This is a genomic window from Collinsella sp. AF15-51 (assembly GCF_003462845.1).
GTDB lineage: Bacteria > Actinomycetota > Coriobacteriia > Coriobacteriales > Coriobacteriaceae > Collinsella.
Map to the genome: position 1 here is coordinate 51,469 of NZ_QRYG01000005.1, position 14,750 is coordinate 66,218.

The 14,750-nt window shown below is 60.5% G+C and carries 12 protein-coding genes, 1 other RNA gene and 1 pseudogene; 3 read left to right on the plus strand and 11 right to left on the minus strand.

Going from position 1 to position 14,750, the window contains the following annotated elements; genetic code table 11:
* The 4 genes from modB to glp form a co-directional block, all read right to left on the minus strand.
* Nucleotides 1-1,443, minus strand: coding sequence for a molybdate ABC transporter permease subunit (gene modB / locus DWW51_RS03985; RefSeq protein WP_231501568.1), 1,443 nt, complete (start codon nucleotides 1,441-1,443; stop codon nucleotides 1-3).
* A 68-nt stretch (nucleotides 1,444-1,511) separates the two neighbouring features.
* Nucleotides 1,512-2,384: a molybdate ABC transporter substrate-binding protein gene (modA, locus tag DWW51_RS03990; RefSeq protein WP_117773612.1), complete on the minus strand. Its 873-nt coding sequence runs from the start codon at nucleotides 2,382-2,384 to the stop codon at nucleotides 1,512-1,514.
* Nucleotides 2,385-2,588: 204 nt separating this feature from the next.
* Nucleotides 2,589-3,068, minus strand: a complete 480-nt coding sequence (locus DWW51_RS03995; RefSeq protein WP_117773613.1) for a molybdenum cofactor biosynthesis protein B — start codon at nucleotides 3,066-3,068, stop codon at nucleotides 2,589-2,591.
* A gap of 10 nt (nucleotides 3,069-3,078) precedes the next feature.
* Nucleotides 3,079-4,341, minus strand: a complete 1,263-nt coding sequence (gene glp / locus DWW51_RS04000; RefSeq protein WP_117773638.1) for a gephyrin-like molybdotransferase Glp — start codon at nucleotides 4,339-4,341, stop codon at nucleotides 3,079-3,081.
* 211 nt (nucleotides 4,342-4,552) lie between these two features.
* Here glp and DWW51_RS04005 point away from each other — a divergent pair, with 211 nt between their 5' ends.
* Both DWW51_RS04005 and DWW51_RS04010 read left to right on the plus strand, forming a co-directional pair.
* The gene (locus DWW51_RS04005) at nucleotides 4,553-5,974 is read left to right on the plus strand and encodes a chloride channel protein (RefSeq protein ID WP_197032164.1); all 1,422 of its coding nucleotides are present in this window, start codon (nucleotides 4,553-4,555) and stop codon (nucleotides 5,972-5,974) included.
* A gap of 86 nt (nucleotides 5,975-6,060) precedes the next feature.
* Complete coding sequence (locus DWW51_RS04010) at nucleotides 6,061-7,023, plus strand: diacylglycerol kinase family protein (protein WP_117773614.1); 963 nt, start codon at nucleotides 6,061-6,063, stop codon at nucleotides 7,021-7,023.
* Between the two features lie 87 nt (nucleotides 7,024-7,110).
* Here the strand turns inward: DWW51_RS04010 and DWW51_RS04015 are convergent.
* The 4 genes and pseudogenes from DWW51_RS04015 to DWW51_RS04030 all read right to left on the minus strand — a co-directional run.
* Nucleotides 7,111-7,419, minus strand: a pseudogene (locus tag DWW51_RS04015) (peptide chain release factor-like protein); the annotation flags it as partial.
* A 156-nt stretch (nucleotides 7,420-7,575) separates the two neighbouring features.
* Nucleotides 7,576-8,154, minus strand: a complete 579-nt coding sequence (locus tag DWW51_RS04020) for a xanthine phosphoribosyltransferase (RefSeq protein WP_117773615.1) — start codon at nucleotides 8,152-8,154, stop codon at nucleotides 7,576-7,578.
* Between the two features lie 158 nt (nucleotides 8,155-8,312).
* Entirely contained in the window at nucleotides 8,313-9,617 is a 1,305-nt protein-coding gene (locus tag DWW51_RS04025; protein ID WP_117773616.1) for an MFS transporter, read from the minus strand.
* A gap of 142 nt (nucleotides 9,618-9,759) precedes the next feature.
* Entirely contained in the window at nucleotides 9,760-11,043 is a 1,284-nt protein-coding gene (locus DWW51_RS04030) for an O-acetylhomoserine aminocarboxypropyltransferase/cysteine synthase family protein (protein WP_117629414.1), read from the minus strand.
* Between the two features lie 233 nt (nucleotides 11,044-11,276).
* Between DWW51_RS04030 and DWW51_RS04035 the strand changes: the two genes are divergently transcribed.
* Nucleotides 11,277-11,723, plus strand: a complete 447-nt coding sequence (locus tag DWW51_RS04035; protein ID WP_117635734.1) for a C-GCAxxG-C-C family protein — start codon at nucleotides 11,277-11,279, stop codon at nucleotides 11,721-11,723.
* A 67-nt stretch (nucleotides 11,724-11,790) separates the two neighbouring features.
* Here the strand turns inward: DWW51_RS04035 and DWW51_RS04040 are convergent, their stop codons facing one another.
* The 3 genes from DWW51_RS04040 to rpsA form a co-directional block, all read right to left on the minus strand.
* The gene (locus DWW51_RS04040) at nucleotides 11,791-12,429 is read right to left on the minus strand and encodes a YigZ family protein (RefSeq protein ID WP_197032166.1); all 639 of its coding nucleotides are present in this window, start codon (nucleotides 12,427-12,429) and stop codon (nucleotides 11,791-11,793) included.
* 213 nt (nucleotides 12,430-12,642) lie between these two features.
* An RNA gene (gene rnpB / locus DWW51_RS04045) (RNase P RNA component class A) lies at nucleotides 12,643-13,004 on the minus strand.
* Between the two features lie 323 nt (nucleotides 13,005-13,327).
* A complete protein-coding gene (gene rpsA, locus DWW51_RS04050; RefSeq protein ID WP_022095232.1) occupies nucleotides 13,328-14,494 on the minus strand; it encodes a 30S ribosomal protein S1 in 1,167 nt (388 codons plus the stop codon).
* Nucleotides 14,495-14,750: the final 256 nt, after the last annotated feature.

The following is a 14,750-nucleotide window of genomic DNA, read 5'->3' on the forward strand; positions in this document are numbered from 1 at the left end:
CTATCGACCTCCCTGCAGAGTGGCATCATCGCGCATGAGCTCGGCCAGCGCCTCGCGATCGATACGCAGGGCATCGCCGCCCACCGGGTCGAGCGAATCGTCCGTATCGGCGAGTTCTTTGGCCCGCTTGCGCTCCGCACGGGAAAGGCCCCGCTCGCGATACTTTTGCGAATGCGCGGTGTACATGTTGATAAACAGGATGACCAGGAAACTAAACACGATCACGACGACGACCCAAAAGAGGGCCACCGAGGTGTTGCCGCCCATCCACTCAAAGTAGATGGCGATAGGGATGGTCTGGGTAATGCCGGCGTAGTTGCCCGCAAAGAACAGGGTGCAGCCAAACTCGCCCATGGCACGCGCGAAGGCAAGCACCGCGCCGGCGGCAATCGAGGGCCAGCCAAGCGGCATCATAAGCTTGGCAAAGATACGGCGCTCGGACCATCCCAGGGTTCGCGCGGCATCGAGCATCTGCGTGTCAAGGCTCTCAAAGGCACCGAGCGCCGTACGGTAGACCAGGGGAAACGACACCACCACGGCAGATATCACCGCCGCAGGCCACGTAAAGACGATCGAGACGCCGTGCGCGATGAGCCACTGGCCCACCCCGGTCGAGCGGCCAAATAGCATGAGGAGCAGAAAGCCGCAGACCGTGGGCGGCAGCACCATAGGGATCGTAAAGACCGAATCGAGCAGGCCCTTGATGCGACTCGAGGTACCCATAGTCTTCCACGCGGCGAACAGGCCCAGCGCAAAGGAAATCAGCAGGGCAAGGCCGCTCGTTTTTATGGACACCCAAAGCGGGCGATAGTCGATGTCGCCCAAAAAGGAGGCCAGAGAGGTCAAGGGACCCTGCTCATCCCGCAACACGACAGACGATGCTTCTACCATTTGAGCGCTATCAAGCCAGCGCGCGCCGCCCTTGGCATCACCCGAGGCCGATGCAATCACCACATAGCGGTCCCCATCCGCACCGCGTTCGTCAAAGCCATAGGTATACCCGCCGGCATCAAACGTTGTTTCCGCCGTGACATACCAAGGAAGATCCACGTCCCCCAGCTGCGCACCTCCCATGCAGTTTGCGCTGTCGAGCTCACAGACGAGGGCCTTGAGGCCCGATACGCACTCGTTGTCCTGCGGATCCAATCCATACTTCTCGACCGCCTTGGGCGATATCCACACCACAACGCGATCGGCAGCAGGCGCCACTACAAGGTCCACGTCCTCGTCAACGGGAAACCGGTAGCCCTCAGGCTGGCCCTCCATGGCACGAGCGGTCCCCTTGGCCAACCGCTCAAAACCCTCGATCCCATAGGAAAGCCCATGAGCGGTCGCAGCAACCTGGGCCCCGTCCTCGGCGTCCCCAGCAAACGCAAATCCCGGCACCCAGCAAAGCGCGAAGGTCAAAGCACAGGCGACAAGCATGCGGAATCTATTAAGCACAAAAAGCTCCAAGAGAATACAAGGACGGAGTTAAACACAAAACGATGGAATTATCGCGCCAAGCCGCACTACGCGGAAAGCTCAAAGCCGTATTTGGCCCAAATCTTCTGGGCCTTCTTGTTGGACAGGCAAAAGTCGATAAACGCCTTGGCCTCGTCGGCATGTTCGGAGCCATCGGCGACAGCGCCCGGATACACGATGGGCTTATGCGAGTCCTCGGGACACACAAAGGCCTCCTCGATGCCGTCGTAGCGGTAGATGTCGGAGCTGTAGACAAAGCCAGCCACGCAGTCGCCTGTAGAGACGTAAGACGCAGCCGTGCCGACCTTGTCGGCCAGGGCCACCTTGTCGGCGATCTCGGGGGCGTACTCGCCGTCGTCGCCCTCGGTGCCGGTGTAGAGGCCCACGGAGGCCAGGGCCTGGTTGGCGTACTTGCCGGCGGGAACGGTCTTGGCGTCGCCAATGGCGATCTTGCCGTCCAGATTCGCGACGTCGGCGATGGCCTCGACCTTGGTGTCGGAGCCCTCAGCGCGAATGATCACGAGGTCGTTGACGAACATATCCTCACGGGTGTCGGCGTCGACGAGCTCGGCGGCCTCGGCGTCATCCATGGTGCCCTTGGAGGCTGTGATGAGCACGTCAACGGCGGCACCGGCGCGCATCTGCTCGACGAGGTCGCCGGAGGCCTTGAACTGCGTGTCGGCAAAGGCGGTGCCGGTCTGGTCGGTATAAAGCTCCTGAACCTCGGGCAGAGCCTTCTCGAGCGAGTTGGCGGCAAAGACCTGCAGCTCGACAGCTTTCTTGGAAGATGCCTTAGCAGAACCGGCATCGGATCCGGCCGGCTCGGACGTATTGTTGCCCGAGCAGCCGGCAAGACCAAGGCCGGCAGCGGCGACAGCAGAAAGCGAGACGAATCCGCGGCGAGAAACCATATCGAACATGTTCAACCCTTTCGGACCTTGTGCCCGGGTACCCCACCGCGAGCTTTATTCTGTAATTAGATTATACTTTCGTGCGAATAATATCAGTGATAAAGATTTCTCGCCTGATAATTTTCTTTTACCAATAACCACGAGACGGCCCGCGCTGTCGATGCATAAAAAGGCGGAGCGACTCGCAAGGTCGCTCCGCCGCAGGTAGTGCGCTTATTTGGTGTGCCCGCCGCCCGCCGTCATCTGGGCCGCATGCTCCAGCTGGTCGCTCACGGCCTCCCAGCTTTCGCGGGCCGCTTTCGTGGATCCCGGAAAGTTGATGACAAGCGTATACCCACGCTGCATGCACACGGCGCGCGAGAGCATGGTGCGGCGCGTCTTGGTCATGGAGTACGCACGGATCGCCTCGGCAATACCCGGCACATCGCGATCGCAGACGGTACGCGTCGCCTCGGGCGTCACATCGCGCATCGAAAGCCCCGTGCCGCCGCAGGTGAGCACGACATTGGCGTGGCACTCATCGGCGGCTTCCACAATGGCATCACCGATCTCGCTGACGTCGTCGCGCACGACCACATGCGAGGCGACCGTCCAGCCCTGCGCCTCGATAAGTTCCTCGAGTGCGGCTCCAGCCTCGTCCTGGGCAAGGTCCCGCGTATCCGAACACGTCACGATCGATATCTTCAGCTCCATAGCATTCCTCCTACAACACGGCGTCCTCAGGCAGGTCGACACGCACAACATCCACGACGTCGCCCGCCTTGAGCTCGCACGGACCTTCGTCAATACGCAGCAGGCAGTTGGCCCGCTGCATCGTGCCGAGCAACGCCGAATTCTGCGTCTTGGCCTCGGTCACCAACAGCTCACCGGTCTCGGGGTCGCGCAAAACCGTGGCGCGATCGAAGAAGCGGCGATGCTGTCGCTTTTTCACGCCGTGCGTGAGCATCGCCTGCTGCACGGGACGCGCCCCCTCGGCAAAACCGCGCATCTTGCGGATCGCCGGGCGGGCGAGCATCTCAAAGCCCACATACGCCGCCGCGGGATTGCCCGAAAGCCCCAGATACGGCTTGCCGCCGAGCAGCCCAAACGTGATGGCCTTGCCCGGACGCATCGAGATGCGGTCAAACAGCACCTCGCCCTCGCGCTGGACCAGCGCCGTCACGTAGTCGTAGTCGCCTGCCGAGGCGCCACCGCTCGTAATGACAAAATCGCACTCCTGCACGGCACGATGCACCAGCTCGGCAATCGCCCGCTCATCATCGGGCGCAATGCCGTAGAACACGGGCTCGGCGCCGGCATCGAGCGCCTCGGCCATCAACGCCGACGAGTTGGAGTCGCGAATCTGACCGCGCGCCGGTACCTTACTCGGCGTGACCAGTTCCGTCCCCAGCGAGATAATGCCCACGCGCGGAGCGGCATGCACCTTCACGCTCGCATACCCGGCGCTCGCCAGCAAGCCGGCGCCCGCCGGTGCCACAACCTCGCCGACACGCATCACGATATCGCCGGCATGCGCCTCCTCGGCGGCAGAGCGAACGTTCTCCCCTACCTTGGCAGGCGCCGAGAACCTCACACGCGAGCCCTCGTTGCCGTCGCCATCGAGCACGTCGACGATCTCGTATTTCACCACGGCATCGGCACCTTCGGGTACCGGCGCGCCCGTCATGATGCGGACCGTCTCACCCGCGCCGATTGCGCCCTCAAACACATGGCCCGCGGCCTCGTGTCCGATAACGTCGAGCGTCACCGGCGCCTCGCCAGATGCCTGCGCCAAGTCCGACGAGCGCACGGCATATCCGTCCATAGCGCTGTTGGCAAACGGCGAGATGTCGATATCGGCCACCGCGTCCTCGGCCAAGGGAAGACCGACGGCCTGCCACACGGGAATCTCGACAACTTCGGTGCGATTCACGTGCGACAAGACGATCGCCTGTGCGTCCTCCAACGGAATGAGTTTCTCAGCCATATGCACCTCTAGCATGCTGCGGCGCGCAACAAAAGCGCCGATTCTTTATGTTTCTCTCAGTATAATCCCTCGACGCGCGACCGCGACTTGGCCTGTACCCGCAAATACATCTGTCGGCCGCAAGCCGCGAAACAAAACCAAAACCAACCTGCCGGTTTGTCACGTATGGCACGTTCTATAATGCTCGTGTTGCAACCCAAAAGAGGAACGTATGGCTTATACCGACAAACCCGAAAGCGCAAACGAGGCGCAGGATCATTCCCAGTCGCTCGACGACGGCGGCTTTTTCTCCCTGAACGACGTCATCATGGCAGGCAGGCAACAGCTCACCCGCTCCGAGCATCTCTTGGCTGCCAACACGCGCCGCAACGCCCGCAACCTACTCGCGAGCGCCAAGTTGCTCGCGCTCGTCGTCATCGTCTCGCTCGCCATGGGCGTTGCCGCTTGGGCGTTTTTGGCCTCGCTGAATATCGCGACCGACTATCGCGAGCACCACGCGTGGGTCTACGCCTTGCTTCCTGTTGTGGGCGTTGCCACCGCATGGGTGTACAAAAACCACGGCCTTGCCGCCAAACGCGGTAACAACCTGGTCATCGACTCCGCTCTGAGCACACGTCTCATCCATATGCGCATGGCCGTCCTTACCTTCGTCTGCTCCACGCTCACGCACCTAACGGGCGGATCTGCCGGTCGCGAGGGGGCCGCGGTGCAGATTGGCGGCACCATCGCCAGCAACATCTCGAACCTCGCCCACCTCAAAAAACATGACCACCACGACCTCATGCTCGCCGGCATCTCGTCGGCCTTTGGCGCCGTATTCGGCTCGCCCCTTGCTGGAGCTTTCTTTGGCATGGAGATGTGCTTTATCGGCAAGATCGACTACACCGCGGGCATCTACTGCCTGGTCGCCTCGTTTACCGGCTACTTTACGTCGCTTGCCTTGGGAACCGAGTACGAGGCGAATGTCATCGCCAGCGTTCCCAACATGACACCACGGACGGTTGTCATCGTTGTTATCAGCGCCATTATCTTCGGCCTGACGGCACGCCTCTTTGCCTGGTCGGTTCGAACCGTCAAAAGCCTGTACGGTCGCTTTATCACCAATTACCTCGTCCGCGCACTCATAGGCGCACTCGTGGTTTTGACCGCCTATGCCCTCCTCGACGCCTGGGACTACGCCGGCCTTTCCACGTGGCTTTCCGGCGCAGGATTTGCAGGTAACACCACCCTGGCGGACGCAGCCATCAAGTTGGTCGTCACAGCGCTTACCCTGGGCGCGGGCTTCCAAGGCGGCGAGGTCACGCCCCTGTTTGGCATCGGTGCGGCACTCGGTGGCTGGATCGGTTGCCTTACCGGGCTTGAACCCAGTTTTCTGGCGGCTCTCGGCATGCTCGGCGTGTTCTGCGCCGGCCTCAACGTGCCCATCACCACCTGCATGATGGCCATCGACCTGTTCCACGGCACGGCCGCCGGGTTCTTTGTCATCGTGGCCTTTATCAGCTACCTAACCGGCGGACACCGCGGCGTGTACCCTGCCCAGCGCATCATCTCACCCAAGCGCCGTTCGCTTATTGTGGATGAGGGAGGTACGGTAGCGGATGCTATCGAGCGCCACAACGACCTGATAGAGTAGATGTAATAATCGCCGTGCAGCCACAATCGGGGGTAATTCGACCTGAGCGCGACCGCACTGTCATGTCACACGCCGGGAGTCGCCCCATGCACGCAACTGATTTTGGTCGCACGCTCATCATCGCCAACCCAGCCGCCCAGTCGGGTGCGGCACGCGAAGTTGCCGAGCGCCTGCAACGCTTTTTGGACATGACTGCACGCGCATCCCAGTTTGACCTGGTGTTGACCGAGCGTATGGGACACGCCAAGGAGCTGGCCGCACAGGCTCAGGGCTATCGCACCGTTATCGCCCTTGGCGGCGACGGCGTGATTCACGAGGTCGTCAACGGGCTTATGACGCAAGAGCAGGACGCCCGCCCCACTCTTGCCGTCCTGCCCGTGGGCTCCGGCAACGATTTTGCCCAGACGCTCGGTATCGACGATTTCTCCGGCAAGGATTTTGGCGCGCTGCTCACCTGCGAGCTGCAGCGTCAGGACATCGGGCGCATTCGCTCGTGGAGCCCTGCGAGCGGCAGCGGCGAGGCTACCGTTGAGTACTACGACCAGACGCTTTCGGTCGGCATCGATGCCGCCATCGGCCTGGGCACCACCGAGCTGCGCAAAAAGACCGGCTTGACGGGCGCGCCGCTCTACACCCTTTCGGGACTTGAGCAGTTTGGCCTGCGCTACCGCAACTACCCCATGACAGTCAGCTTTGACGGCGCGCCCGCCGAGCGCGTGAGGGCGATCATCATGGCGATTCAGCTTGGTCCTACCTATGGCTCGGGCTATCGCATCTGCCCCGATGCCGACCCCTGCGACGGCATGCTCGACGTCTGCTACGCCTGCGGCCCCGTCCCTCGCGCGGTAGCCCTGCCTATGTTCCTTTCGGCCAAGGACGGCCACCATACCAAGTTGCCACCGGTTCGCATGCGCCGCTGCCGCCATGCCGAGCTAACTTTTGAGGAGCCCGACTACCCCATCCAGGCCGACGGCGAGCCCATCGTCGCCTCGCGCATCGAAGTCGACATCCTACCCGGCGCCCTCCAAGTCTGGCACCCAACCCGCTAACCCCACCTAAGTTGCGGTGAAATAGGGACTGTTTATGCAGTTAAAGCCGCGAAACAGTCCCTATTTCACCGCAACTTATTGAGAAGATCATTCCTCCCCGCCCGGCTTGCGACGGTTAGCCTTTTTAATCGCATTGAAGTGCTTGTCGTTGAGCCTGCGCTGGCGCGATCGCTGGGGCACTTTGGTCTTGACGCGACGGCGCGGCGGACGGCCACGACGCTCAAGCTCTGCGCGCAGCTTACGCAGGCAGCTCGCGCGATTCTGAAACTGACTACGGCTCTCGCGCGCCGTCACAACAATCCCCGTGGGCCCATGCTTCATACGCACCGCCGAGTCCGTCGTGTTCACGCCCTGCCCGCCCGGACCCGTCGCACGAAACACCTGCACCTCGCAATCGCGCGCCAACTCCTCGGCCGACATCTCGGCATAGCGCGCATACTCGCGCCATTCCATCTTGTTCTCGTCCATATCAGCACCTCCCCTCATACAAAAAAATGTGACAAAGGGACAGTCCCTTTGTCACATCGCATACCAATCGCTTGTGTTGCGCGCTTAGGCGAAGGTGATCTCGCCGTTCTCGCAGTCCATATCGGCGATACGGGCTAGGCTTTCAACGCGGAAGCCGCGCTCGCGGAGCTTATCGCCACCGCCCTGGAAGCCCTTCTCCACCGCAATGCCAATGCCGGATACCTCGGCACCCGCAGCCTCGCAGATCTTGATAAGACCCTCAAGCGCGCAGCCGTTGGCCAAGAAGTCGTCGATGATCAGGACCTTGTCGCCCTCGGACAGGAAACGCTTACCAACGATGACCGGGTACTCCTTTTGCTTGGTAAAGGAGTAGATGGTCGTGGCATACTGCTCGCCGTCGAGGTTGATGGACTGCGCCTTCTTGGCAAAGACCACCGGCACACCGCCAAAATGCTGAGCCGCGATGCAGGCCATGCCAATGCCCGAAGCCTCAATCGTCAGGATCTTGTTGATCTCGACGCCCTCGAACAGACGGGCCCACTCGGCGCCCATGTGGTCGAACAGCTCAACGTCGCACTGGTGGTTGAGGAAGGCATCAACCTTAAGGACGTTACCGGCCTTTACGATGCCGTCATGGCGAATACGATCCTCAAGCTCCTGCATGGCGCAACCCCTTCTCGCGGCAAGGATGCCGCGCGATTAATAAACGTTGTTCGATAGTCTACCACGGACCGACCCCCGACCGCCCCACAAGCCGCATCGCACCACAAACCAGTCTTTTTGGGACGGCGCGAATACGTGGCAGGCAGCCTCCCAACACGCTAATGGCGGGCGCGCATCCTCACCAAACGAACCATCGAGAGGACAAAGCCCACGGCTGCCACGGCCATCAACACATAGAACACCGAACGAAAACCAAACAGGAACACATCCGGACGGCCTGCAACAAAACTGGTCACGGCCTCGCCCATCGCCACGCTCATCTGCCCATAGAGGATATGCGACGCCACCGTAATGCCCACTGCCATACCCGCATAGCGCGCAAGGCTACCCAGGCTGCCAGCAAAGCCGAGCGCTTCGCGCGGAGCCGAGCCCATATACAGGGAGTTATTGGGGCTTTGGAAAATCGACGTACCAAGCGACATAAATGCGACACAGCACACGATCAGAGGGATGGAAGCGTGCTCGTCGAGCGTGCTTACCGCAAAGAGACCGCACACGTACACACCCAGGCCGACTGCCGTGGGGCCCTCGCAGCCAACGCGGTCCGAAACCGTACCCGAAAGCGGGCCGATAAAGGCATTCACCATCGGCAGCGCTAAAAAGAGTAGTCCAGAGATGTCGGAACCAAAGCCGTGAGCGTCCTGAAAATAGAACGGCAGGATAAACTCGGATGCGCCAATACCAACGAACACGATGAGCATGCAAGCAAGGTTGATGGTGAAGGCCGAATTTGCAAAGCAGCGACGAGCAGCCTCAACCAGGGACATGGGGCGCTCGCCGGCCTCCGGCTTAACATGCGGTAGTGTATAGAGTCCCACGATAAACGAGATGACGCCAATGGGCAGGTTGATGAGGAAGATGCTCTCCCAGGGAAAGCTTGCCACCAGCATGCCGCCGAGCACGGGGCCGCACATCATGCCGAGGGCCACGAAGGTCGCGAGAATACCCATGGCACGACCGCGCTCGCGCGCCGGAAACGACTCGGTGATGATACCCATGTTGTTAGCCATGGCCGCCGCGCAGCCGACGCCCTGCACAATGCGTGCCAGAATAAGAACTTCGAGCGAACTCGAAAGGCCGCAAAGCAGCGAGCCGGCCGTAAAAACGATTACGCCCAGCTGGAATACGCCCACCTTGCCGCGCACGTCGCCCAAGCGGCCAAACGGCAGCATAGCCACGCATGTCGCAAGCAGGTACACCGAGCTCACCAGCTGGATGCGGTCGAGGCCCACGCCCAGCTCCTTTTGCATCACGGGCAACGCCACGGTCACGACGGTCGAATCCAGACACGACATAAACGTCATGATGAGCACGGTAAACAGAATCGCCCATTTGTTCTTGCCATGGGTGTCGCCCTCAAGGGCAAGGTGCTCGCGGCGCAGCTGCTCTGCGGTTTTCTCCATATCCATCCTTTCGAGTGGCACAACGCAAAAAACGGGGCCCCAATCGCCTGCGAACAGTCGCGATTGGGGTCCCGCCTACGGAATCGGAACTATATGTCACCGGAACCCCAAGAGGCTCCGTCGCTTCATACGAGAAGCTAGCCTAGCACTGCTCGAGCGCCTGCTCAAGGTCGGCAATCAGATCGGCCGTGTCCTCGAGGCCGCACGACAGGCGCACCATGTCGGCGGAGATGCCGCAGGCGATGAGCTCCTCATCGTTCATCTGACGGTGCGTAGCGTTAGCGGGATGCAGGCAGCAGGTGCGAGCATCGGCCACATGCGTGGCGATCTGGGCGAGTTTAAGGCTCTTCATAAAGGTCTCGGCCGCCGCGCGACCACCGTTAAAGCCAAAGCTCACGACGCCGCAGGTACCGTTGGGCATGTACTTCTGAGCCAGGTCATAGTACTTATCGCCCTCCAGGCCCGGATAGCTCACAAAGCGCACCTTGGGATGGCTCTGCAGGAACTTAGCAACGGCCAGGCCGTTCTCACAATGACGCGGCATACGCACATGCAGGCTCTCGAGCGAGCTATTCAGGAAAAACGCCGCCTGCGGGTTCTGCATGGGGCCGAGGTCGCGCATGAGCTGAGCGGTTGCCTTGGTAATGAAGGCACCCTCGCGACCGAACTTCTCGGCATAGGTCACGCCGTGATAGCTCTCGTCGGGCGTGGTGAGACCCGGGAACTTGTCTGCATGGGCCATCCAGTCAAACTGGCCGTGGTCGACGATCACGCCACCCAGGTAGGCCGCATGCCCATCCATGTACTTGGTGGTAGAGTGCGTGACGATGTCGGCGCCCCACTCAAAGGGACGGCACATCACGGGCGTCGGGAAGGTGTTGTCGACCATCAGCGGCACGCCGTGGTCATGCGCGGCCTTGGCAAAGCGCTCAATATCGAGCACGGCAAGGGCGGGGTTGGCAATCGTCTCGCCAAAGACGAGCTTGGTATTGGGCTCAAAGGCTGCCTCCAGCTCCTCATCGGTGCAGTCGGGGGCGACAAACGTGCAAGTCACGCCCATGCGGCCCATGGTGTGGGCGAGCAGGTTATACGTACCGCCGTAGATAGCAGAGCTCGCGACCACGTGATCACCGGCACCGGCCACGTTAAAGATCGCGAGGAAGTTCGCGGCCATGCCCGAACTCGTGAGCATCGCAGCGGTGCCGCCCTCCATCTCGCAGATCTTGGCGGCGACCAGATCGCACGTGGGATTCTGCAGACGGCTGTAGAAGTAGCCCGACTCCTCCAGGTCAAACAGCTTGCCCATGTGCTCGGACGTGTCGTATTTCCACGTGGTGGACTGGTAGATGGGCACCTGGCGCGGCTCCGCATCGCCCGGATGATAGCCGCCCTGAACGCACGTGGTACCGATAGTCTGCTCGCACATATCCAACTCCCTTACTTGGGTTTTGTTTTATTCGGTTCACAATACCGCTACCCCGCACCCCTCTCAACCCATCCCGCCGATAGGTTATGGGACAAATTAATCAGGTTTATTTGTCCCAAATCTTAAGAAAGTGTTCGATGGCGAAAAACAATGAGATATGCACTGCGGTCTCGATAAGCGAATGCGCCAGCAAGGGTACCATAGGCGGGTACACCGCAATCAAGGAGACACCGATGAAGCAGATTGATACCACTCAGCTCAACACTGCCACCTGCCAGGCTCAGGCTGCCGAATACCACGCCCGCGGCTTTAACTGCGCGCAGGCCGTCGCCTGCACGCTCGCGCCCGCCGTCGGGCTCGACCCCCAGGTCGCCTTTACCCTCACCGAGGGCTTTGGCGCCGGCATGGGCGGCATGACCGAAACTTGCGGTGCCATCTCGGGCGCCGTGGCCATCATGGGCTTTGTAATGAGCGATGGCATGGAAAACCCCAAGACCAAGGGCCAGACCTACAAACTGTCGCGCGAGATTGCCAAGCGCTTTGGCGAGAAGAACACGACGACCGTCTGCGGCACGCTCAAGGGCATCGGATCGGACAAGGGTCCGCTCCGCAGCTGTCCCGGTTGCATCGACGATGCCGTCGAAATCGCCTGTGATGTACTAAAGCAGCTCGCCGAGTAAACGGCAGCGACATAAAACGACGGTCGGTGTGCTTGGGATCCGTCCAAAAGCACGCCGACCGTCGCCGTTAGAACTCGGCAAATTCGGGAGTGCTGACCTCAATCTCCTCGCACCCCGCCATAAGCTCGCGCATCTTAGCGCAAAACGACCCCTGCTCCCCCGCCTTAAACACCAAATGAAGTGTCACGGCATCCGCGTACTCGGTATCCGAAACCTTGGCACCGGAATCCTGGGCCAAGCGAAGCACCTGCTCATACTGCGGATAGGCCACATGCACGTCAACAGGCACGACACTCGTCATCTCGACGATCTGCCCGGCCTCCTGAGCCGCGGCCACCGCCGCCTGCGTCGCCGCGGTATAGGCGCGTACCAAGCCACCGGGCCCCAACAACGTACCACCAAAATAGCGTGTCACTACGCAGCAAACATTTTTGAGCTCCGCACCGCGCAACACCTCGAGTGTCGGCATACCGCTCGTGCGGCTCGGCTCACCATCATCGCTCTGGCGCTCGCGTCCATCGACCAAAATCCACGCGGGAACATTGTGTCGAGCGTCGTAATGACGCTTGCGAACCATCTCGATAAAGGCATTCGCCTCGTCCTCGGACTCAATATGGACCAGCTGGGCAATAAACCGGCTCTTGCGGTCCACAAACTCGCCCGAAACCTCAATATTCGATTGCAGAGTAAAATAGCTGTCCAACAAAGCCCCTCAACAAAACTAAGCGCGGCAACAAACAGCCTCAATAATACGATAACCCTAGTAAAAAGAATGGCAACGCCGATGATTCCGTCAACGAAAGCGAGAACCCGTCAGCGCGAGCAAGGTGCCTTGAAAGCCGAGGGCATTGACCTTATGGTCATGCCCGAAGGTTTGAAAGGCAGATTGCCGCGCTGACGGGTTCGCAGCGTCAACAAAGTGCCGAGTGGGCCGATAAGCCGGGTTCTGTCGTGAACGGTCATTTATCTTGTCTGCACGTTACCGTGCAGCTCCACGCACGCTACCCGAACGCGGACCGGGCCGGCCCATAGCGTTCCTATTCGCGCTTGCTCCGGATGGGGCTTGCCAAGCCGCCGTGTTGCCACGACGCTGGTGGTCTCTTACACCACCGTTTCAGCTTTTCCCTTTACGCCTTGCGGCGCAGGTGGGAGTCTTCTTTTCTGCGGCGCTTTCCGTCGGATCACTCCGCCCGGCCGTTAGCCGGCATCCCGCCCTCTGGAGCCCGGACTTTCCTCACGCGTACTGCAAGCAGCACATCGCGCGACCGTCTGGCCCACTCAGCAGTGCAAAAGTGTAACACACCGTTGCCGCAGGCAATGGCACAACGCAAACGCTCGACACGATAAACCAAGAACCGCCATGCGCTACAATGGTCCTGTCGATGGGCAACGTCGTCAGTCGAGACGCGACCGCGCTCCGCACCCCTCCGTCTACTCGGTGTGTTCCCGCCTCCTCCCCGAGGCGGGATGTCGGCTTTTTTCATGCACCGACAATCCAATAGCCTGTGGACAACCCGGCAGCATTGCGCATCTCGGCGCCAAATGCAAAAAGGGACCCGTCCATTACGGACGGATCCCTTAAAACAAGTGATCGTCAAACCGAATTACTCGGCGTCAGTCTCCTCGTCCTTCTTCTCGGAAGGCAGCGGGGTAACCTCGATCTCGACGCCCAGAGTCTCAGCAGCAGACTTCATGGACAGGGAGATACGACGACGGTCGAGATCGATCTCCATGACCTTGACCTGAACCTTGTCGCCCACGTGGGTGACCTGAGAAGGCTGATCGACGTGCTTGTTGGCCATCTCGGAGATGTGCACCAGGCCCTCGATGCCCTCGCCCAGGTCGACGAAAGCGCCGAACGGGACAAGCTTGGTCACAGTGCCCTCGACGATAGCGCCGACGGGGTACTTCTTGACCAGTGCGCGCCACGGATCCTCGGTGGTCTGCTTGAGACCCAGGGAGATGCGCTCGCGGTTGAGATCGACGTCGAGAACCTCGACCTCGACCTCCTGGCCGACCTTGACAACCTCGGAAGGATGGTTGACGTGGTTCCAGGAGAGCTCGGAGATGTGGATGAGGCCGTCGATACCGCCGAGGTCGACGAAGGCGCCGAAGTCGACGATGGAGGAAACGGTGCCCTGGAGACGCATGCCAGACTTGAGCTTGGACAGGATCTCGGAACGCTCGGCCTTACGGGACTCCTCGAGCACGACGCGACGGGAGAGGACGACGTTATTGCGGTTGCGGTCCATCTCGATGACGCGAGCCTCGATGCGGGTGCCCATGTAGGAGGTGAGGTCCTTGACGCGACGGAGGTCGACGAGGGAAGCGGGCAGGAAGCCACGCAGGCCGATGTCGAGGATCAGGCCGCCCTTGACAACCTCGATAACCTCGCCCTCGACATTCTCGCCGGAGTTGAACTTCTCCTCGATGCGGTTCCAAGCACGCTCGTACTCGGCACGCTTCTTGGACAGGACCAGACGACCGTCCTTGTCCTCCTTCTGGAGAACCAGAGCCTCGATGGGATCACCGAGTGCAACGATGTCTGCAGGGTTAGCGTCCTTGCGGATGGACAGCTCGCGGACCGGGATAACGCCCTCGGACTTGAATCCGATGTCAACGAGCACCTCGTCATGCTCGATCTTAACGACAGTGCCGTTAACGAGATCGCCCTCATCAAAGTCGGTAATCGTACCGTCGATGAGGTTGTTCATCTCCTCCTCGTTGACATCGTCAAGAGAGAAAATGGACGAGTTCTGAATCTCACTCAAAGGTGGACCCCTTTCGAACTACGGGGCCCCGATTGCTAGGACCTACAGAAGGGTGCGACAAGCACACAACGTTTAGGAACACTCGGGAGCCGACAGATACTAATGTGACGCTTATGCAATCACGTTCGTATAGGTTACGGGGAAATGAGTTCGATTTCAAGCGTGAACTGCGATTTTTTACTCGTGTGGAGACTTTTTCGTAATCTTATGAACACACGTCTCCGCAACTTGACGATAACCAGCCAGGCATTCGGCT

Excerpts from the sequence above, each read along its gene's own strand:
- DWW51_RS04035 (WP_117635734.1), top strand. The coding sequence starts at position 11,277 with ATGAAGCAGATTGATACCACTCAGCTCAACACTGCCACCTGCCAGGCT.
- modA (WP_117773612.1), bottom strand. The coding sequence starts at position 2,384 with ATGTTCGATATGGTTTCTCGCCGCGGATTCGTCTCGCTTTCTGCTGTC.
- glp (WP_117773638.1), bottom strand. The coding sequence starts at position 4,341 with ATGGCTGAGAAACTCATTCCGTTGGAGGACGCACAGGCGATCGTCTTG.
- DWW51_RS04020 (WP_117773615.1), bottom strand. The coding sequence starts at position 8,154 with ATGCAGGAGCTTGAGGATCGTATTCGCCATGACGGCATCGTAAAGGCC.
- DWW51_RS03995 (WP_117773613.1), bottom strand. The coding sequence starts at position 3,068 with ATGGAGCTGAAGATATCGATCGTGACGTGTTCGGATACGCGGGACCTT.
- DWW51_RS04005 (WP_197032164.1), top strand. The coding sequence starts at position 4,553 with ATGGCTTATACCGACAAACCCGAAAGCGCAAACGAGGCGCAGGATCAT.
- DWW51_RS04010 (WP_117773614.1), top strand. The coding sequence starts at position 6,061 with ATGCACGCAACTGATTTTGGTCGCACGCTCATCATCGCCAACCCAGCC.
- DWW51_RS04030 (WP_117629414.1), bottom strand. The coding sequence starts at position 11,043 with ATGTGCGAGCAGACTATCGGTACCACGTGCGTTCAGGGCGGCTATCAT.
- DWW51_RS04025 (WP_117773616.1), bottom strand. The coding sequence starts at position 9,617 with ATGGAGAAAACCGCAGAGCAGCTGCGCCGCGAGCACCTTGCCCTTGAG.